At 71.5% G+C, this 18,977-nt stretch carries 17 protein-coding genes and 1 pseudogene; 10 read left to right on the forward strand and 8 right to left on the reverse strand.

What is annotated here, in order from left to right; translation table 11 throughout:
* The 4 genes and pseudogenes from narH to ACQPZQ_RS14440 all read left to right on the forward strand — a co-directional run bounded on the left by narH (position 1) and on the right by ACQPZQ_RS14440 (position 4,121).
* A pseudogene (gene narH, locus ACQPZQ_RS14425) lies at positions 1-1,675 on the forward strand (nitrate reductase subunit beta).
* Positions 1,672-2,313, forward strand: coding sequence for a nitrate reductase molybdenum cofactor assembly chaperone (gene narJ, locus ACQPZQ_RS14430; protein WP_433295862.1), 642 nt, complete (start codon positions 1,672-1,674; stop codon positions 2,311-2,313). The pseudogene narH and the gene narJ overlap by 4 nt, the downstream one beginning before the upstream one ends.
* The gene (gene narI / locus ACQPZQ_RS14435; protein WP_433295864.1) at positions 2,310-3,053 is read left to right on the forward strand and encodes a respiratory nitrate reductase subunit gamma; all 744 of its coding nucleotides are present in this window, start codon (positions 2,310-2,312) and stop codon (positions 3,051-3,053) included. Before narJ ends, narI begins: the two co-directional genes overlap by 4 nt.
* A gap of 108 nt (positions 3,054-3,161) precedes the next feature.
* Positions 3,162-4,121: a LysR family transcriptional regulator gene (locus ACQPZQ_RS14440; protein WP_433295866.1), complete on the forward strand. Its 960-nt coding sequence runs from the start codon at positions 3,162-3,164 to the stop codon at positions 4,119-4,121.
* A gap of 22 nt (positions 4,122-4,143) precedes the next feature.
* Here the strand turns inward: ACQPZQ_RS14440 and ACQPZQ_RS14445 are convergent, their stop codons facing one another.
* The 7 genes from ACQPZQ_RS14445 to ACQPZQ_RS14475 form a co-directional block, all read right to left on the reverse strand.
* Positions 4,144-5,211 carry an aldo/keto reductase gene (locus ACQPZQ_RS14445; RefSeq protein WP_433295868.1) on the reverse strand — a complete coding sequence of 356 codons (1,068 nt, stop codon included), beginning with the start codon at positions 5,209-5,211 and terminating at the stop codon, positions 4,144-4,146.
* A 118-nt stretch (positions 5,212-5,329) separates the two neighbouring features.
* Complete coding sequence (locus ACQPZQ_RS14450; RefSeq protein ID WP_433295870.1) at positions 5,330-6,832, reverse strand: PucR family transcriptional regulator; 1,503 nt, start codon at positions 6,830-6,832, stop codon at positions 5,330-5,332.
* Entirely contained in the window at positions 6,829-7,926 is a 1,098-nt protein-coding gene (locus ACQPZQ_RS14455) for a DUF917 domain-containing protein (protein WP_433295872.1), read from the reverse strand. The genes ACQPZQ_RS14450 and ACQPZQ_RS14455 overlap by 4 nt, the downstream gene beginning before the upstream one ends.
* 42 nt (positions 7,927-7,968) lie before the next feature.
* Positions 7,969-9,072, reverse strand: a complete 1,104-nt coding sequence (locus ACQPZQ_RS14460) for a DUF917 domain-containing protein (RefSeq protein WP_433295874.1) — start codon at positions 9,070-9,072, stop codon at positions 7,969-7,971.
* Positions 9,069-10,163 carry a DUF917 domain-containing protein gene (locus tag ACQPZQ_RS14465; protein ID WP_433295876.1) on the reverse strand — a complete coding sequence of 365 codons (1,095 nt, stop codon included), beginning with the start codon at positions 10,161-10,163 and terminating at the stop codon, positions 9,069-9,071. Before ACQPZQ_RS14465 ends, ACQPZQ_RS14460 begins: the two co-directional genes overlap by 4 nt.
* Positions 10,160-11,731, reverse strand: a complete 1,572-nt coding sequence (locus ACQPZQ_RS14470; protein WP_433295878.1) for a hydantoinase/oxoprolinase N-terminal domain-containing protein — start codon at positions 11,729-11,731, stop codon at positions 10,160-10,162. Before ACQPZQ_RS14470 ends, ACQPZQ_RS14465 begins: the two co-directional genes overlap by 4 nt.
* On the reverse strand, positions 11,731-13,074 hold the full coding sequence (locus tag ACQPZQ_RS14475) for a purine-cytosine permease family protein (RefSeq protein ID WP_433295880.1): 1,344 nt from the start codon (positions 13,072-13,074) through the stop codon (positions 11,731-11,733). Before ACQPZQ_RS14475 ends, ACQPZQ_RS14470 begins: the two co-directional genes overlap by 1 nt.
* A 151-nt stretch (positions 13,075-13,225) precedes the next feature.
* Between ACQPZQ_RS14475 and ACQPZQ_RS14480 the strand changes: the two genes are divergently transcribed.
* A complete protein-coding gene (locus ACQPZQ_RS14480; protein ID WP_241042556.1) occupies positions 13,226-14,215 on the forward strand; it encodes an LLM class F420-dependent oxidoreductase in 990 nt (329 codons plus the stop codon).
* A 67-nt stretch (positions 14,216-14,282) separates the two neighbouring features.
* Positions 14,283-15,176 (forward strand): site-specific tyrosine recombinase XerD, encoded by an 894-nt coding sequence (locus ACQPZQ_RS14485; protein WP_433299199.1) that lies wholly within the window; start codon positions 14,283-14,285, stop codon positions 15,174-15,176.
* Here ACQPZQ_RS14485 and ACQPZQ_RS14490 read toward each other — a convergent pair.
* Complete coding sequence (locus tag ACQPZQ_RS14490) at positions 15,153-15,545, reverse strand: DUF4406 domain-containing protein (protein WP_433295882.1); 393 nt, start codon at positions 15,543-15,545, stop codon at positions 15,153-15,155. The genes ACQPZQ_RS14485 and ACQPZQ_RS14490 overlap by 24 nt on opposite strands.
* 49 nt (positions 15,546-15,594) lie before the next feature.
* On the opposite strand from ACQPZQ_RS14490, the gene ACQPZQ_RS14495 reads away from it, so the two are divergent.
* The 4 genes from ACQPZQ_RS14495 (at position 15,595) to scpB (ending at position 18,957) form a co-directional block, all read left to right on the forward strand.
* Positions 15,595-16,347 (forward strand): DeoR/GlpR family DNA-binding transcription regulator, encoded by a 753-nt coding sequence (locus ACQPZQ_RS14495; RefSeq protein WP_433295884.1) that lies wholly within the window; start codon positions 15,595-15,597, stop codon positions 16,345-16,347.
* A 186-nt stretch (positions 16,348-16,533) separates the two neighbouring features.
* On the forward strand, positions 16,534-17,424 hold the full coding sequence (locus ACQPZQ_RS14500) for a ParA family protein (RefSeq protein WP_241042534.1): 891 nt from the start codon (positions 16,534-16,536) through the stop codon (positions 17,422-17,424).
* Positions 17,425-17,426: 2 nt separating this feature from the next.
* Complete coding sequence (locus ACQPZQ_RS14505; RefSeq protein ID WP_433299201.1) at positions 17,427-18,281, forward strand: segregation and condensation protein A; 855 nt, start codon at positions 17,427-17,429, stop codon at positions 18,279-18,281.
* Positions 18,274-18,957, forward strand: coding sequence for an SMC-Scp complex subunit ScpB (scpB, locus tag ACQPZQ_RS14510; protein ID WP_433295886.1), 684 nt, complete (start codon positions 18,274-18,276; stop codon positions 18,955-18,957). The genes ACQPZQ_RS14505 and scpB overlap by 8 nt, the downstream gene beginning before the upstream one ends.
* The last annotated feature ends 20 nt before the right edge of the window (positions 18,958-18,977 follow it).

Here is an 18,977-nt window from a genome sequence, read left to right on the forward strand (position 1 = left end):
ATGCGCGTGATGGCGCAGATGGCCATGGTCATGAACCTCGACAAGTGCATCGGATGCCACACGTGTTCGGTCACCTGCAAGCAGGCATGGACCAACCGCGCGGGCACCGAGTACGTCTGGTTCAACAACGTCGAGACGCGTCCCGGTCAGGGCTACCCGCGGCGGTTCGCCGACCAGGAACGCTGGCGCGGCGGCTGGGTGCGCAACCGGCGTGGCCGCCTCGCGCTGCGCGCCGGTGGCCGGGTGCGCAAAGCTCTTCTCGATCTTCGCCAACCCGGTGCTGCCGACGATCCAGGACTACTACGAGCCCTGGACCTACGACTACGAAACCCTCACCGAGGCTCCACTCGGCGACGACTTCCCGGTCGCGCAGCCGCGCTCGTTGATCTCCGGACAGCCGATGGCCGTGGAGTGGAGCGCGAACTGGGACGACGACCTGGGCGGTGCTCCCGAGCTCGCCCCGCTCGACCCGATCGTCCAGCGGCTGCGGCGCGAGTCCGAGGACGCCGTGAAGCTGTCCTACGAGCAGGCGTTCATGTTCTTCCTGCCCCGGATCTGCGAGCACTGCCTCAACCCGTCGTGCGTGGCGTCGTGCCCGTCAGGGGCGATGTACAAGCGCGCCGAGGACGGCATCGTGCTCGTCGACCAGGACCGCTGCCGCGGCTGGCGGATGTGCGTCACCGGCTGCCCGTACAAGAAGGTCTACTTCAACCACCGCACGGGCAAGGCCGAGAAGTGCACCCTCTGCTATCCGCGCATCGAGGTCGGCCTGCCCACCGTGTGCAGCGAGACGTGCGTGGGGCGGCTGCGCTACCTCGGGCTCGTCCTCTACGACGCCGACCGGGTCGGCGAGGCGGCATCGGTGGCCGACGAGAAGGAGCTCTACCGCGCCCAGCTCGACGTGCTCCTGGACCCGCACGATCCGCAGGTGCTCGCCGCGGCCCGCCACGACGGGATCCCGGAGGACTGGCTGGACGCGGCCCGCCGCTCGCCGGTGTACCGCCTCGCCAAGGTCTACCGGGTGGCGTTGCCCCTGCATCCGGAGTTCCGCACGATGCCGATGGTCTGGTACGTCCCGCCGCTCTCGCCGGTGGTCGACCGCCTGACCGAGACCGGCCACGACGGCGAGGACGCCGGCAACCTGTTCGGTGCCGTCGACGCGCTGCGGATACCGATCGGATACCTGGCGGAGCTGTTCACCGCGGGCGACCCGGCACCGGTGCGCGAGGTGCTGCTCAAGCTCGCCGCGATGCGCTCGTACATGCGCGACGTCACGCTCGGCCGTGACAGCGACGAGTCGATCGCCACGGCGGTGGGCACCACCGGCGCCGACCTCGTCGAGCTCTACCGGCTGCTCGCGATCGCCAAGTACGAGGAGCGCTACGTCATCCCCACGGCGCACGAGGGGGATGCCCACCAGCTCGAGGAGCTCGCCTGCAGCCTCGACGCCGACGGAGGGCCCGGGATGCTCGACAGCGGCCCGTTCGGTGAGTCGTCCGGTCGACCGTCACCGGTCTCGGTCGAGACCTTCCACGCGTTGCGCGACCGGCAGACGAGCGATGCCGTGTCGCCGACCGGCGGCCACGGAGGCCGGGTGAACCTCCTGAACTGGGACGGCCGGGGCCGTCCCGACGGCCTGTTCCCACCACGTCGGGACGGGACGGCCGGGCAATGAGCGGCGAACGCGACAGCGCGGTGGTCCTGCAGGCGGCGTCGGTGTGCCTGCAGTACCCCAACCATCGGGTACGCGCCGACTTTCCCCTGGTCCGCGAGGCCCTCACCAGCATCGATGCGCCCGCCCGGACACCTCTGCTGCGCTTCCTCGACGTCGTCGCGGGCAAGACCGAGACCGACCTCGCCCGCCACTACGTCTCGATCTTCGACGAGCGCAGGCGGTGCTGCCTCTACCTGACCTGGTGGTCCGACGGCGACACCCGGCGCCGCGGCGCGGCGCTGGCGGCACTGAAGGCGCGTTTCCGGGAGGCAGGGGTACAGCTCACGGGAACCGAGCTGCCCGACTTCCTGCCCGTCGTGCTGGAGTTCGCCGCCACCACCGACCTCACCGGCGGGTTGGCGTTGCTACAGGAACATCGCCCCGGGCTCGAACTGCTCCGGCTCGCGCTCCGCGATGCAGGCACGCCCTACGCCGAGCCCGTGGCCGCGGTGTGCGCGCTGCTGCCGGGCCCGTCGCCCGAGACCGTGGCGGCGGCCAAGGAGCTGGCCCGGCGGGGACCACCGCGTGAGCAGGTGGGGCTGGAGCTCACGCCCTTCTCGATCGCACCGGTCACGTTCACGCAGGGAGACCGCCGATGACGCTGCTCGACGTGATGCTGTGGGGCGTGCTGCCGTACGTCATGGTCGTGGTGCTCGTCGGTGGGACGATCTGGCGCTACCGCTACGACAAGTTCGGCTGGACCACCCGCTCCTCGGAGCTCTACGAGTCACGCCTGCTGCGCATCGGCAGTCCGCTGTTCCACTTCGGAATCCTCGTCGTGGTCATCGGGCACGTGATCGGCCTGCTCATCCCGGAGAGCTGGACCTCGGCGATCGGGCTCACCGAGCAGGGCTACCACGTCCAGGCGTTCGTGCTCGGTGGCATCGCGGGAATCTGCACGCTGGTCGGGATCGGGATCCTGATCTACCGCCGCCGCACCACCGGGCCCGTCTTCCGTGCCACGACCCGCAACGACAAGCTGATGTACGTCGTGCTGGTGGCGGCCATCGTCGCCGGGCTGACGACCACCCTGCTCGGCGCAGGCGGGGGCGAGGAGCACAACTACCGGGACTCCGTCTCACCGTGGTTCCGGTCCTTGTTCGTGCTCCAACCCGACATCGAGTCGATGGCACGGTCGAGTCTCGCGTTCAAGATCCACACGCTGATCGGCATGGCACTGTTCGCGCTCTGGCCGTTCACGCGCCTCGTGCACGCCTTCACCGCACCGATCGGCTACCTCTTCCGTCCCTACATCGTCTACCGCACCCGGTCCGGCGGGCGCCCGCCGCGACGCGGGTGGGAGCAGGTCGGTTCGGGCGGTCCTTCCGCCCGGCGGTGACGGCGCGGATCATCGCGGGCTCGGCCGCGCGGAGCCGACGGTAGAATCACCAGTCTCGTCAGACGATTGTTCGGCGGTCACCCGCGACATCGAACAACGAGGAGGCGCATGGACATCCGCCAGATCGAGTTCTTCGTCGCGGTGGCCGAAGAGCTCAATTTCACCCGGGCCGCCGAAATCATGTACGTGACGCAGTCCGGGCTGTCGTCGTCGATTCGTGCGCTGGAGCGCGAACTGCGCACGCAACTGTTCGACCGGACGTCGCGAACGGTCACTCTCGCCCCTGCAGGCCACGCGTTCCTCCCGCGAGCCCGGCGCATGCTGCGTGATGCGCATGCGGCTCAACGTGAGCTCGCGGCCGGGCCGGACGAGGTGTCCGGGCTGCTCGGCGTGGGCACGGAGCAGTGCTTGGGCGACCTGGTCGATCTGCCCGACCTGCTCGCCACGTTCCAGGAACGATTCCCCGGTGTCTCGGTCCGGTTCGAGCAGCTCGGCTCGCAGACACTCGTCGATCGGCTGCACCACGGCGAGCTGGGCGCCGCCCTCCTGGCGCAGCCCGGCAGTTTCGTGTCGCCGCTCGCCAGGGGTGAGCTGGACTCGTTCGAGGTCGCCCGCGACGGCTTCGAGCTGGTGATGGCCCCCACCCACGCGCTGGCGACACGGGACGACACCGGGTGGACGGATTTCGAGGAGCACGCCTTCGTCGACTTCGACACGACCTGGACGGCCCGCCGGATCGTCGATTCCGCGTTCGCCTCGCGCCGTCTCGTACGGCGCACCGCGTTCAGCGTCAACGACGTGCACATGCTCCTCGAACTCGTGCACCGTGGGCTGGGCGTCGCGTTGATCCCGGCTTCGCTGGCCAACAAGCCGCAGGCGGACGGCTTGGTCCGGCGTCCGTTCGTCGAACCGGACCTGCAATGGGCCGTCCATTTCGTCACCACTGCCGAGAGCCGGCCTCCGGCGCGGCTGCTCGCGAAGATGATGTTCTCGACGGAGACCATGGCCGAGATGCGGAAGGGCATCGGCGGCGCGACCGCGGGACGGTCGTCGGCCCTCGTCGACTGAGCCCGAGGCCCCGTCCCGACGCTCAGGACCGGGCGATGGTGGATGCGTATCCGTCGAGATACGGCGCCTCGCCGCGGTCGGGACGGTCCGTGGCGAGCATCGCCCGGTGCCAGAACGGGTACTGCACGGCCGGCTGGGTGACCTCGTCGATCTGCCGCGTCTCGTCCTCGGTGAGCACGAGGTCGACGGCGGCGAGGTCGTCGCGCAGCTGCTCCTCGTTGCGGGCACCGAACACCGCGCCGGTGATGCCGGGCCGGTTGAGCAGCCATGACAGCACGACCTGAGGCACGGAGACCCCGCGATCCTCCGCGACGCAGACGAGCACGTCGATGATGTCGAACGCCCGCTCGCGGTCGGCGACGTAAGGCTCGGGCCAATCCGTGCCCTGCCGGGTGGTGGGCGGGACGGGCCTGCCACGCCGCACCTTGCCGCTGAGCAGGCTCTGGCCGAGCGGGCTCCAGACGAGCGTTCCCAGGCCGCTGTCGACGGCGGCCGGGATGATCTCGTACTCGGCCTCCCGGGCCTCGGGCGTGTAGTAGATCTGCTGTGCGATGGGTGGGATGAAGTCGTGCGCGCGGGCCACCGCAGCGGTCTTCGCGACCTGCCACCCGGAGAAGTTCGACACGCCCGTGTAGCGGACCTTGCCGTCGCGGACCAGCTGGTCGAGGGTCTGCAACGTCTCTTCCAGCGGCGTCTCGCCGTCCCACTGGTGCAGGTAGAGCAGATCGATGTAGTCGGTGCCGAGGCGATGCAGCGACGCCTCCACAGCGCGCGTGAGGTGGAAGCGCGACGACCCCGCGTCGTTCGGGCCGGCTCCGGACGGGAAACGCGCCTTGGTGGCGATGAGCACGTCGTCGCGGCGGCCCTTGAGGGACGCTCCGACGATCTCCTCGGCCTGCCCGTGGGAGTAGAGATCAGCGGTGTCGATCATGTTCACACCGGCGTCCATCGCGATCTCGATGAGACGCTGTGCGGTGGGCTGGTCGAGACCGCCCAGTGGAGCGAATTGTTCATGACTTCCGACGTTCAGCGTGCCCAGAACGAGTCGTGAGACACGAAGTCCTGAATTCCCGATCTTTCGGTACTGCATCGGTGGTTGTCCTTTCCGGCTCGCGTTCGTCTGCAACGCTATGTTTCGGGAAGTCCGAACGTCCAACAGTGTCCGGCGATGGCTGCGATGGCGGATTCGCGTGGCCCGTTCGTCGCCGTCAGGTGTGGAACAGCACGCTGCGGCAGGCCAGGTGCAGGGCGAGCCGCTCGTCGGGGTCGGTGAGCTCCATCCCCAGTAGCTCCTGGGCCCTGGCGATCCGGGCGGTCACGGTGTTGCGGTGGACGCCGAGCACCGCGGCGGTCTCGGTGAGTGAGGACTCCGCGTCGAGGTAGGCCGTCAGCGTGGTGAGCAGGTCGCCCGGCTGGTCGCGCAGCGGCTCCAGCATCGAGCGGGCCGCCGGGAGGAACGTGTCGGTGCGGGTCCAGCCCAGCAGCAGCTGACCGAGCCCGAGCCGGTCCACGTGCACGAAGTACCCGCTTGCCGATCGTGCTCCGGCCAGCCGGGCCGCGTCGCCGGCCTCGCCGAGGGTGCGGGCCAGCCCGGCGGCGCCACGGTGCACGCGTCCGACCCCCATCGCGCTCGGCAGGGACGAGCGCAGCAGCCACTGCGCCCTGCGGGCGGCCGTCGCGTGGCGCTGCAACTGCTCGGGTGGCGGTTCCTCGGGAAAGGTCGACCATGCACCCCAGCCGGAGCCCTGCTCGACGACGAACGCGCGCAGGTGTGCGGTGTGGAACGCGCGCAGCACCTCCGGGCGCGTGGTGACCGGGTCGACCGTGCCCGGGACGTCGATGCGGATCCCCACGTGCCAGCCCTCGAGCTGCCAGCCCGCGTCCAGGGCGCGCCGCCGGGTGGCCGCGTCCGGCTCGGCGGCGGTCTGGACGAGTTCCGCCAGCAGGGACATGCGCAGCCGGGCGTCGCGCTCCAGAGCGAGCCGTTGCTCGGCCATGCGCTGCCCGACCGCACCGGCGGCGACAGCCAGCCCGGCGGTGACGGCCGTGAGCTCGGCCGGGATACCCGTGGGCACCGATGCGGCCAGGTAGCCCGACAGCGGCCACTTCGGCCCGACGGCCCGGCGCAGCACCGTGACCGTCGACGATCCGGTGGGTGGCCCCGGCTCGGGCCCCGATGCCACCTCGCCCCTGCCGTCGAGCAGCCACACCGGGCGGCGCCACACCCTGGCGAGCTCGGCCACGAGCTCGTCGACGCCGCCCGTGACGGAGGCGCAGGCCGTCGCGGTGCGCGTCACCAACTCGGCGACGACCTGCTCGGACTCGCGCAGGAGGCGGGTGGCGGCCAGTGCAGCCGCGAGCGGATCGCCCGCGCCGAGCACGGTGAGCCCGACGCGGTCGGCGAGCAGGCGGCTCGCCGTCCGCAGCGGTTGCGGTCCGGGCAGCATCACCGCGGCGACGTCGGCGGCGCCCGCCCGTCGCAGCAGCACGTCGAGGTGCCAGTCCTCCCGGTCGCCCGACAGCGCAACGGCGAGCAGTGCGCCGGGCGGGCCGGAGGGATCGGCGCGCAGATCGGGGATCGTTCGCACGTCGTGAACCGGGACCGAGGCCGAGAGCGTGTCGGCGTCGCCGGCCAGCACGGACACCCCGGCCCAGTCGGGGTGGGCGAGCAGCGCGCGCAGGGCGACCGGGGGCGGGCCCGGACCCGTCACGCCGGGATCCCCGCCAGATCGGACGGCGCCGTGGCGCCCGGTAGCAGCACGGCGTCGCAGTCCAGACCGAAGGCGCGCGGGTCGACGTGCCGCAGCCGCTCGGCGTTCGCGCTCCACCACGGCGGGCCGGGCAGCACCACGGCGAGCACGTCGTCGCCGAGCCGGAGTCCGTCCACCGCGATCGGGGTGGCCGTGCGGCGGTCGAGCAGGCAGATCAGGTCGGGACAGCTCGCCACCGGCTCACCGTCGAGGAGGGCGAGGAGGTACTCGTTCTCCGCCTCGACGCGCAGCACGCCGCCTGCCGGCCTGTCGTCCACGACCGCGATGCCGGCCCGGCCGAACGACGCCGAGGACTGGCGGGCGATCTCCACCGTCCGCCCCGCGGCGAGCACCCGGCCGCCCAGGGCGGCGGCGACCTCGTCCGCGGTCGGTCGGGCGAGAGCCGCGTGTGCGCGCCCGAGGCACAGCGCCCGGGCGAGGGTGCCGACGCAGGAGTCGGTGCGGGTGCGCGTCGCCGGCACCGGGGCGAGCGCCCCGCCTGCCCAGCCACCGCCTTGCGCCACGACGGAGCGGGCGAGGCGCTCCAGCGCGTCCGGCCCCGCGTCGTCGACCAGCACGATCTCGCCGGTGGGCTCGGCCATCGCGTAGGGCGTGACCGGGCCACCGGCGACGGCGCGGGTGAGCTGGTCGAGGCGCGGCAGCGCGCGGCCCATCAGATCGGCGTCCACCAGCGGGAGACCCAGCTCGCACGCGGCGGCCACGGCCATCGCCCCGTTGAGGCCTGCGGCCTCGTACGGCATGACGGCGGCCGGTTCGACGCCGGTCCACCGGGCCAGAGCGCGCACGGCGGTGGTGATCTCCCGGCCGCTCGGGAGTTTCTCGGTGAGCACCCGGGTGGCGCCGAGCATCCCGACGGCGACGACGGGAGCGTCACCGAGGTCGGCGGGATCGTGCAGCACCATCTCGGCGCCGGCCAGCGCCTCGCGCAGCGCGTGCCGGAACGGCTGGGGGTCGCCGCCACCGCCCGACCCCAGGAACATCAGCCCGACCACCAGCGCGTCCACATCGCTCGCCGCGAGGCGTGCTCCGGTCATCGCTGCATCGTCGCAAGCGGGTGTCACGAACGGGTGAAGCGCTCAGCTCACCGGCACGGCGTCCTCGACCGGCCGGAACTCCTCCGTCAGCCCGAAACAGGCTGGTCCGAACACCGCCAGCGCCTCGGACGTGCGCATGATCGCGGGGGTGGAGATGCCGACGACCACCACGCGCTGCCCGTAGCGCAGCGTCTCCGTGGTGATGGGCTCCCCGGACTCCGCTTCCAGCACGCAGATCAGGTCGGGAACGATGCAGGTCACGACGCCGTCGACCTCGGCTACGAGGTTCTCGTTCTGGAAGACCGTGCGCAGCGTCGAGGTGCCGTCGAACGAGACGAACCGCGCCCGGCCCTTGGCGAACCCGTCGACGGTGCGGCGCTCCACGTCGGCGACCTTGCCCGCGAAGAGCACGCGCAGGTGCGAGTAAGCGGTGGGGGCGAGGGCCTCGGCGAGCGCGGAGATCGGGTCGCGTAGCTGTTCGCGGGCCTCCCGCAGTGCCCGCCCGAGCGACAGGCCGAGCGAGAGGGTGCGCGGCACCGCCGTGCGTTTCACGTCGGCGCCGGACATCGGGTAGTCGGCGATCAGCGCCGCGCCCCCCATCCGGATGGTCGCGCCGCGCGCCAGCCACTCCATCCGCCGGTTGTCCGCCCCGGTGTCGATCGTGACCGTCTCGCCGTGGTCGCCCGCGACGACCATGGGCGAGCCCGGCACGCCGTAGACGCCGAACGTCTCCATCTGCAGTTCGGGGAACGCCCGGCCCATCCCGTCGGCGTCCACCACGGGAAGACCGGTGGTCGCGGCCACGACCAGCGGGATCATCGAGTTGATGCCGCCGCACTCGATCGGCATCGTGGCGTCGGCGGAGCGTCCGAGATGGCGTTCCAGGGTGCGCAGGGCGATCACCGCCTCGTCACCGCGCGGGATCTTCTCCACCATCACGGTCGGCGCGCCCATCATCGCGGTCGGCACGACGAACGCGGCGTCGTCGACCTCGTCGGGGTCGAGCACCGTGACCGGCCCGTGCTCGCGGATCGCCGCCTCGACCATGAGCCTGCCGATGTGCGGGTCACCCCCGCCACCCGTGCCGAGCAGCGCCGCGCCGCGAGCGAGGTCGGGCAGGTAATGCGGGTCCAGCGTCCACGTCACGGCTGCTCCCGGGCGTCGAAGCGGACAGGATCCGTGTCGTAGCCGAAGTACCGCGGGCCGACGAGCGCGATGCCGGCAGGGGAGTGCCAGCGTTCGTCGGCGGGCGCGGCGAGCACGCTCACGCGGTGGCCGAACCGCAGCGCCTCGGTGGTGACCGGCTCGCCCGAGTCGGTGTCGAGCACGATGATCAGGTCCGGTGTGGTGACCTCCACCCGGCCATCGCGCAGGGCGACCAGGTGCTCGTTCTGGAACTCCAGGGTCAGGTCGCCGCCCGCGCCGGTGATCACCGCGCTGCCGCGGGCGAAGCCGGTGGTGGTACGCCGTGCGACGTCGACGACCTTGCCGGTGTGCAGCACCCGACCGCCGAGCTCGTCGGCCACCGCGCGCACCGCGTCACCGTGCTCGGCGCGCACCTGCTCTACACGCCGCCCGATCCGGGTGCACAGGCTGAGCGTCCCGGCCACGAGCCCTTCGCGCGCCTGCGCGCCGGTCATCACGTAGTTCGAGATGATCGCAGCGCAGCCCATCGTGATCGTCAGCGAGCGCGCGAGGGACTCCGCCCAGTGGTTGTCGATGGACGTGAGCAGCCCGATATTGCCCTTCTCGTCTCCGATCGACATCGGTGTGGCCGCAACGCCGTGCAACGTCGGCAGCACCATCTGCAGCTCGGGGAAGGCGCGGCCCATGCCGTCGCCGTCCACCAGCGGGAGCCCCAGCTGTGCCGCGGCGACCAGCGGGAACGTGGAGTTCACCCCGCCTGCCTCGATGCACGCGATATGCGTCGGCGTGACGCCCAGGTGCTCTGCGAGCGCGGCGACCGCGTGCCCGATGCGCTCCACCGAGGGCGTCTTCTCCACCATCACGGTGGGCGCGCCCATCATCGCGACCGGGAAGACGGTGGCGCTGTCGGGCAACTGCGCCGGCGCGACGAGCTGGACAGGGCCGTACTCCCGCAACGCCTGGGCCGCGAGGAGCCGCCCGATGTACGGGTCGCCCCCGCCGCCGGTGCCGAGCGCGGCCGCGCCGCGGGCGAGCGACTCCAGGTCGTCCACGTCGATCGCGGTGACTGGCGGGGTCAGCGTGCCGGTCATGCGTGCCGCCCGGCCACGTGCTCGATGCGCAGGTCGCCCACCGCCTTGCAGCGGATGCGGGTCGCGTTCCCCGGCAGGTAGGGGATGGGAACCTCGTCGAAGTCGACGATCGCGACGGTGGCCGGGTCGGCACCCGCCACCACCGCACGGTCCACCGCCTCCTGACGGGCCTCGTCCACGGCGGCGTCACGACGACCGGGCTCGATCGCGAACACCCGGTCGACCTCGCCGCCGACCTGCGCGATCGCCGCGCCGATCGCGTTGGCCACCGCGAAGTGCTCCGGCCGGTGCACGGGCCCGAGGCCCGGGAAGGAGTCGGGGAGCAGCACCGAGCCGCCGCCGACGGCCACCACCGGTAGCGGGTCGGCGGAGATCCGCATCCGGTCGACGACGTCGGCGACGTCGGTGGCGATCCGTTCCAGCGCCGCTGCGACATCGGAGGGCGCGAGCTCGGCCACGAGGGACGGATCGCCGATCGCGACCCGGCCCGCCGCCACGGCCACGTCCGTGGCGGTGAGGACATCGCCGCCGAAGACGAGCGCCTGCTTGGTGAGCCGGTAGCCGACGGAGTCCGGCCCCACCGTCACGTCCGTCCCGTGCCCGCGCACGAGGCTGCCACCGCCGAGCCCGATGCTCAGCACGTCGGGCATCCGGAAGTTGGTGCGGATGCCCGCCACGCTCACCTCCACCGTGGCCTCCCGGGGGAAGCCGCCGGTGAGCACGCCGACGTCGGTGGTGGTGCCGCCCACGTCCACGACCGCGCAGGTGTCCAGGCCCGAGAGCACGGCCGCCCCGCGCATCGAGTTGGTCGGGCCGGACGCGAACGTGGCCACCGGGTAGCGGCGCGCGAACTCGACGTCCATCAGGGTGCCGTCGTTCTGGCTGAGGTAGAGCGGCGCGGTGATGCCGTGGCCCGCGATCGAGGCCGCGAGGCCGTCGACGATGCCCGCGGCGAGATCGCGCAGGGCCGCGTTGATGATCGTGGCGTTCTCGCGCTCCAGCAGCCCGACCCGCCCGATCTCGTGGGAGAGCGACACCGGCACGTCCGAGCCCAGCTCCTCGCCGAGCACCTCGGCTGCCCGCTGCTCGAACTCCGTGTTGACCGGCGAGAACACCGACGAGATCGCGACCGAGCGGACGCCGTGTGCGGCCATGTCGGCGGCGTGGCGGCGCAGTTCGTCCTCGTCGAGCGGGGAGATCGGCCTGCCGTCGAACTCGTGCCCGCCGTGGGCGAGGTAGCCGCGCCCGGAGATGGCCGCGACGAGCCGGTCGGGCCAGTCGACCATCGGCGGTAGCGACGCCGTGGCGGGAAGGCCGAGCCGCAGCGCCGCCGTCGGGGCCAGCCCCCGGGCCTCGACCAGCGCGTTGATGAAGTGCGTGGTGCCGATCATCACCGCCCTGACGTCGGCGGGCGGGAAGGGGTGCTGGCCCTGCAGCCCGTTCAGCGCCATGACGATGCCCGTGGTCACGTCCGCCGTGGTCGGGGCCTTGACCGCGGCGAGCACCTGGTCGCCGTCCATGAGGACTGCGTCGGTGTTGGTGCCGCCGACGTCGATCCCGATCCGCATCAGACCACCTCTCGCTGTGCGGCGGACAGTTCCGTGCCCTCCGCTGTTCTGCTGAGCCCGACCCCCCGGACGAGCCCGAACTTTCCGGCAACGACGTAGAGCAGGAACGCCGCGATCAGCGAGTTGATGCTGGGTAGGCCCCACGCGACGAACTGGCCGACGAGTGCGGCGAGCACCCAGATGACGAGGGTGGCGGGCACCCACGTGGGCGCGGTCTCCGGCAGCGTGCCCGCGGCGCGGGAGCGGTCCAGCTCGGGGCGCCACTGCTTCACCACGAAGTACTCGGCGACCATGATCCCGGCGATCGGCGGGAACGCGATGCCGAGCAGGGTGAGGAACCCGGTGAAGCTGTCGAGGATGCCACCTGCGGCCAGCACGCTGCCGATGACGCCGATGATCAGCGTGACCATCGCGCGGTTCACACGCTTGCCGAACACGGTGCCCATGAAGTTCACGATGCCGAGGCCGGAGCTGTAGAGGTTCCAGTCGTTGATCTTCAGCGTGCCCAGGATGATCACCAGCGTGCCCACCCAGCCGACCGAGGACGTGACGATCGTGATGATGTCGTCGGACCGGATCGCGTGCGCGAGCAGCACACCCGACATACCGATGAGGTACTCGCCGATCGTGAAGCCGACGACGGTCTGCTTGACGACGTCGGCGGACGTGCGGTTGAACCGGGTCATGTCCGGGGTGATCACGGCCCCGACGATGAAGCCGCCCGCCACGAGGGTGGTGCCCTCCAGCAGCGACATGCTCGGGCCCGGCGGTGGTAGCGCGACGAGCGCGCCCACGTCGTGGCCGAACAGCTCGCTGCCCACCGACCACGCCACCAGCACGATGAAGGCGGGCACGGTCACGTAGGCGACCCACTTCATCGACGCGAAGCCCCACAGCACGATGAGCGTCACCACGAGACCGAAGAGCAGCGACCACGCCCACGTCGGCAGCACGCCGATCAGGCTGAGCAGGCCCTCCGCCGAGACGCCGGACTGGATGCCGAACCAGCCGATCAGCGAGATGCCGATCGCGACGCCGACCACGGCGCTGCCGCCGTGGCCGAACCCTGTCCAGCGGGTCAGTACGGAAGTCTGCAGACCTTCCCGGCAGCCGATGATCCCGACGCCGATGCAGACCAGCTCCAGGATGACCGCGCCGAGCGTGAACGCCCAGAACGCGTCCCAGAAGCCCATGCCGAATCCGACGGTCGAGCCGAGCAGGAACTGGCTCAGCGCCGAGACCTGCCCGAACCGCTGCACAGCGACCGACCACCAGGAATACCGCTTCTCCTGGGGCACGCGGACCAGCGCGTAGTCGTCGACCCCCACATGTGCAGCAGCCATGGCGCACCCTCCTCCGACGTCGGATCGACGGTAGGTAGGGGCGATGACATGGTCACGAGGCAGATTGCCCGGTGGTGGCCCTCTCGCTGTGCACACTGCACGGGCGGGTGCTGGGTGCTGATCCGTCCTACTATTCAGGTCCGTGACCGGTATGCGCTTCGGAATGTTCGTTCCCCAAGGATGGCGACACGATCTGGTCGGTATCGACCCCGCCGACCAGTGGCAGGCGATGAAGGGGCTCGCGCAGCACGCCGACGCGGGCCCATGGGAGTCGATCTGGGTCTACGACCACTTCCACACCGTTCCCGTTCCCACCGACCAGGCGACCCACGAGGCGTGGACGCTGATGTCGGCGTTCGGTGCGGTGACCGAGCGGGTGCGGCTCGGGCAGATGTGCACGTGCATGAGCTACCGCAACCCGGTCTACCTCGCGAAGGTGGCAGCCACCTGCGACATCGTCTCCGGTGGCCGTATCGAGATGGGTATCGGCGCCGGCTGGTACGAGCACGAGTGGCGCGCCTACGGCTACGGCTTCCCGTCGGCGCCGGAGCGGCTGCGGATGCTCGACGAGGGTGTCCAGATCATGCGTCAGGCCTGGACCGAGGGTGTCGCCAGCCTGGACGGCAAGCAGTACCAGGTGAGCGACGCGATCGTCCGGCCCCTCCCGCTGCAGAAGGGCGGCATCCCGCTGTGGATCGCCGGGGGCGGCGAGAAGGTGACGTTGAAGATCGTGGCGAAGTACGGGCAGTACGCCAACATCGGCGGCGGTGACGCCGAGGTCTTCGCCCACAAGTCCGAGGTGCTCAGGAAGCACTGCGACACGGTGGGCACCGACTTCGACGCGATCGTGCGCTCGACGAACTTCAACGTGGCGATCGGCAGCTCGGAGGCGGAGGCCGAGCGGCGGATCGAGACGCTGAAGGCCCGGCTGGCGCCGCACGTGGGGGCGGAGCGCGCCGAGAGCAACGCGGAGTCCTACCGGGGCTCGGCCGCGTTCGGCACGCCCGAGCAGATCGTCGAGAAGCTCGGCAAGCTGCGTGAGCTGGGGATGAGCTACGGGATCTTCAACTTCCCGGAGGCCGCCTACGACCGTTCGGGCATCGAGCTGTTCGAGCGCGAGGTGATCCCCGCACTCTCGTGACACGTGCCTGCACGGCTTCGAGGCCGCCGTGCGGGAGGATGCCGCCGTGGGTGCCCGACCTGCTGACGTGGTGGAGGCGTTCCTGCACCACATGACGGTGGAGCGGGGGAGCGCTGCCAACACCCTGCGCTCCTACGGCACCGACCTGCGGCGCTACCTCCAGTACCTCGAGACCCTCGGGATCGACGACCTCGCTGCCGTGCAGGAGGGCGACGTCGCCGGCTTCGTGACGGCCCTGCGCAGTGGACCGTCGCCGCTGGCGGCGTCGTCGGCCGCCCGTGCACTCGCGGCAGTGCGCGGGCTGCACCGGTTCGCGGTGCGCGACGGGCTGCTGAACGACGACGTCGCCCGCGAGGTGCGCCCGCCTGCGCTGCCGGCCCGGCTGCCGCGCGCGCTCACCCTCGACCAGGTGGAGCAGCTGCTCGCCGGCTGTGTCGGTGACGGACCAGGCGCGCTGCGCGACCGCGCGCTGCTCGAACTGCTGTACTCCACGGGCGCGCGGATCTCCGAGGCCGTCGGGATCGATCGGGACGACCTCGACATCGCGGGCCGCACCGTGCTGCTGCGCGGCAAGGGCGGCAAGCAGCGGATCGTCCCCGTGGGACGCCCGGCGCTCGCCGCCGTCGACGCCTACCTGGTGCGGGCCCGTCCTGCTCTCGCCGCGCGCGGCCGCGGCACACCGGCACTCCTGCTCAATGCCCGCGGGGCGCGGCTGTCGCGGCAGAGCGCCTGGCATGCCCTACGGGGCGCGGCGGAGGCGGCCGGGCTCGCCACCGACGTCTCCCCGCACACGCTGCGGCACTGTTTCGCCACCCACCTGCTTGCCGGCGGCGCGGACGTGCGGGTGGTGCAGGAACTGCTCGGCCACGCGTCGGTGACCACCACCCAGATCTACACGAGCGTCACGGTCGACACGCTGCGCGAGGTCTACGCGACCTCACACCCCCGTGCGCTCGGTTAGCGATTCCATCCCGGGGATCTCGGCGAGGTCGGCGTAGACGGGGATGCCGCGCTCGCGTGCGATGGCGACGTCCTGGTCCGCCCCGGTCGACGCGCCAGGCAGGCGCAGGACCGCGTCGCAGTGCTGCAGCAGCCGGTGCGCGGTGGGGTACATGACCTGCTGCGCCAGCGGGTCGGTCACACCCGTGGCGCCGGCTCCGCGCAGCACGGGCAGCGCCACCCACTCTCCGATCATCGGCACGTGCCCGGCCTGGAAGATCGGCCAGGCCGCCTCCTCCAGCCGCGCCAGGTTGGCCGCCATCAGGGCGGGGTCGTCGTCCGTACCGGAGCGGTAGGGGCCGGCGATCAGGATCATCAGTGGTTTCGTCACATTCAGCACGGTAACGTGCAAAAGTCGGCAGAAGCAAGGGAGAACATGCATGCTTGCGGCGCAGCGTCGTGACCTGCTCCTCGCCCGCCTCCGCAGCGAGGGGCGGATCGTGGCCAAGGACATCGCCGACGAGCTCGGCGTCTCGGAGGACAGCGTCCGGCGCGACCTGCGTGAGCTCGCCGCGGCCGGTCTCTGCCAGCGGGTCTACGGCGGTGCCCTGCCGGTCTCGCCTGCGATCGCCGACGTCGCCGGGCGCGAGCACGTGGAACCGGGGAGCAAGGCGCGGGTCGCGAGCATCGCCGCAGGCCTCGTCACGCCGGGCGGCACCGCGATCCTCGACGGGGGCACGACGGCGCTCGCCGTCGTGCGGGCGCTCCCGCTCGACCTCGCGGCCACCGTAGTGACGCACAGCCCGTCGGTGGCCGCGGCCCTCGTGGACCACCGCGACGTCGAGGTGTTCCTGCTCGGCGGCCGCCTCTTCAAGCACTCCCTGGTCACCTGCGGTGCGGCCGCTGTGGAAGCTGCGCAGGCAGTGACCGCCGACGTCTTCCTGCTGGGCGTCACCGGCGTGCACCACGAGGCGGGGCTCACCACCGGCGACGCCGACGAGGCCGCCATGAAACGCGCGCTCTCCCGGCGGGCCGCCGACACCTACGTGCTGGCCAGCTCCGAGAAGATCGGTGCGGCCTCCCGTTTCGCGGTGCTCCCGCTCTCCGAGGTGACCGGGATCGTCACCGACGCCGAGCCGGGCGCCCCTGCCGTGCGCGAGCTCGTGGCCGCGGGTGTGCAGCTGGTGACCTGACCGCCGCGAGGCACCTGCCCCCGCAACGCGCGGGCGCTGTCACGGGTAGCGTTGGGCAGCGGTCGGCCGACCTGCGCCGATCAGTCGGCCGGCGTACGGCGGGGCGCGTTGCCCGTCGTCAACCCGGCCTCCTAGTCTGCCGGGATCGACCCGCCATGGGTCGCCCGCCGAAGACCGGAGCCCGCATTGGACACACCGCGGCCCTTCGCCCCCAGCCCGGAGCCGCTCGACGAGGACCACGACGCCGCCGAACACGACGGAGTCGGGAGGTCGCATGCCCAGGTACCGGAGCCGGCCCCCCTCACAGAGCACGGCCCGGCGCGGGTCATCGCGGTGGCGAACCAGAAGGGCGGCGTCGGCAAGACGACCTCCACGATCAACCTCGGTGCGGCGCTGGCCGAGTACGGCCGCAAGGTGCTCCTCGTCGACTTCGACCCGCAGGGTGCGCTGTCGGTCGGCCTGGGTGTGCAGGCTCACGAGCTCGACACCACGATCTACAACCTGCTCATGGAGCAGGACGTCGAGATCGACGACGTGATCCGCGAGACCTCCGTCGAGGGCATGCACCTGCTGCCGAGCAACATCGACCTGTCCGCCGCCGAGGTGCAGCTCGTCACCGAGGTCGGGCGCGAGCAGTCGCTCGGCCGCGCGATCAAGCCCGTGCTCGACCGGTACGACGTCGTCCTCATCGACTGCCAGCCCTCGCTCGGCCTGCTCACGATCAACGCGCTCGCCTGCGCCGACCAGATCCTGATCCCGCTGGCCTGCGAGTTCTTCAGCCTGCGGGGCGTGGCGCTGCTGATGGACACGATCGACAAGGTGCAGCAGCGGCTCAACCCCGACCTGCGGATCCTCGGCATCCTGGCCACGATGTTCGACCCACGCACGCTGCACACCCGTGAGGTCCGCCAGCGGGTGATCGAGGCGTTCGGCGACCTCGTGTTCGAGTCCGTGATCAACCGCACCGTGCGGTTCCCGGAGACCACCGTGGCAGGCGAGCCCATCACCAGCTGGGCCCCCACATCGAACGGCGCCGAGGCGTACCGCCTGCTGGCGCGCGAGGTCATCGCACGGTGACGTTGGTCGAGACCGGAGCGCCGGTCGAGGACGGTCCCCCGCTGCTCGACGGCGGACGGCCGCGGTTCCAGGTGCGCCTGCACAACTTCGAGGGCCCGTTCGACCTGCTGCTGCAGCTGATCGGGAAGCACGAGCTCGACATCACCGAGATGGCGCTGCACACCGTCACCGACGACTTCATCGCACACCTCGCCGCGCTCGGTGATGACGCCGACCTCGACGAGACCACCGAGTTCCTGGTGATCGCGGCCACCCTGCTCGACCTCAAGGCGGCCCGGCTGCTGCCCGACGCCGACGTCGAGGACGAGGAGGACCTCGCGCTGCTGGAGGCGCGTGACCTGCTCTTCGCCCGGCTCCTGCAGTACCGCGCGTACAAGCAGGTGGCGGCGCTGTTCGTGGAGCTCGAGGCCGGGGCGATGCGCCGGTTCCCGCGGTCGGTGGCGCTGGAGGAGCGGTTCGCCGCGCTGCTGCCCGAGGTGCTGCTGGGGGTCGACCCTGCCACGTTCGCCGACCTGGCCGCCTCGGTGTTCCGGCCCAAGCCACCGCCGACGGTGGGCCTCGACCACCTGCACGCCGCCAAGGTGTCGGTGTCCGAGCACGTCGCGATCCTGCGGGAGCGGCTCGCCGAGCTGGGTGTGGCCACCTTCGCGGTGCTCACCGCGGACTGCGCCGGGCCGCTCGAGGTGGTGGCGCGGTTCCTCGCCCTGCTGGAGCTCTACCGCGAGGCCACCGTCCACTTGGAGCAGCCCGAACCGTTCGGCGAGCTGACGGTACGCTGGAGTCCGCCTGACCAGCCTGGATCCCTCCCCGAGCCCGGTACCGCACAGGCGGCCGGCCCCGACGAGAGTGATGAGTGACGACAGGCCAGTGAGCCTCATGGATGTGAGCACCTCTCCCGATCCCGACGGTCCCGACGACGCCGGGCCCGTCTCCCCGGAACAGATCGGCCCGGACCAGGACACCCCCGGCGAGATCGGCCCGGACGAGATCACGCTGGGCGACGCCGAGCTCGACGGCGCCCTCGAAGCGCTGCTGCTCGTGGTCGACGCCCCCACCGAGGACGAGGCCCTCGCGCTGGCCGTGCAGGAGCCCGTCGCGCGGGTGCGTGCGGCGCTGCTGCGCCTGTCGGCGGACTACGCCGAGACAGGGCGCGGCATCGACCTGCGCAAGACGGGAGGGGGATGGCGGTTCTACACACGCGACGCCTACGCCCCCTACGTCGAGCGCCTGTTGCTCGACGGCCAGCGCGCCCGTCTCACGCGGGCGGCGCTGGAGACGCTTGCGGTGGTGGCGTACCGGCAGCCCGTCACGCGGGCCCGGGTGTCGGCCGTTCGCGGGGTGAACTGCGACGGTGTGCTGCGCACGCTTCTCACCCGCGGGCTCGTGCAGGAGGCAGGGGCGGATCCTTCCACGCAGGGCACCCTGTTCTGCACCACCGAGCTGTTCCTCGAACGGCTCGGACTGTCGTCGCTGGAGGAGCTGCCGGCCCTGGCGCCGCTGCTGCCCGATGTGGACGCGATCGACGAGTTGTGACGACTGAGTACCGAGACATG

Source organism: Pseudonocardia sp. CA-142604 (genome assembly GCF_050948475.1).
GTDB lineage: Bacteria > Actinomycetota > Actinomycetes > Mycobacteriales > Pseudonocardiaceae > Pseudonocardia > Pseudonocardia alaniniphila.

Coding starts and splice junctions, on each gene's coding strand:
- narJ (WP_433295862.1), top strand. CDS start 1,672: ATGAGCGGCGAACGCGACAGCGCGGTGGTCCTGCAGGCGGCGTCGGTG.
- narI (WP_433295864.1), top strand. CDS start 2,310: ATGACGCTGCTCGACGTGATGCTGTGGGGCGTGCTGCCGTACGTCATG.
- ACQPZQ_RS14440 (WP_433295866.1), top strand. CDS start 3,162: ATGGACATCCGCCAGATCGAGTTCTTCGTCGCGGTGGCCGAAGAGCTC.
- ACQPZQ_RS14445 (WP_433295868.1), bottom strand. CDS start 5,211: ATGCAGTACCGAAAGATCGGGAATTCAGGACTTCGTGTCTCACGACTC.
- ACQPZQ_RS14455 (WP_433295872.1), bottom strand. CDS start 7,926: ATGACCGGAGCACGCCTCGCGGCGAGCGATGTGGACGCGCTGGTGGTC.
- ACQPZQ_RS14465 (WP_433295876.1), bottom strand. CDS start 10,163: ATGACCGGCACGCTGACCCCGCCAGTCACCGCGATCGACGTGGACGAC.
- ACQPZQ_RS14470 (WP_433295878.1), bottom strand. CDS start 11,731: ATGCGGATCGGGATCGACGTCGGCGGCACCAACACCGACGCAGTCCTC.
- ACQPZQ_RS14475 (WP_433295880.1), bottom strand. CDS start 13,074: ATGGCTGCTGCACATGTGGGGGTCGACGACTACGCGCTGGTCCGCGTG.
- ACQPZQ_RS14480 (WP_241042556.1), top strand. CDS start 13,226: ATGCGCTTCGGAATGTTCGTTCCCCAAGGATGGCGACACGATCTGGTC.
- ACQPZQ_RS14495 (WP_433295884.1), top strand. CDS start 15,595: ATGCTTGCGGCGCAGCGTCGTGACCTGCTCCTCGCCCGCCTCCGCAGC.
- scpB (WP_433295886.1), top strand. CDS start 18,274: ATGAGTGACGACAGGCCAGTGAGCCTCATGGATGTGAGCACCTCTCCC.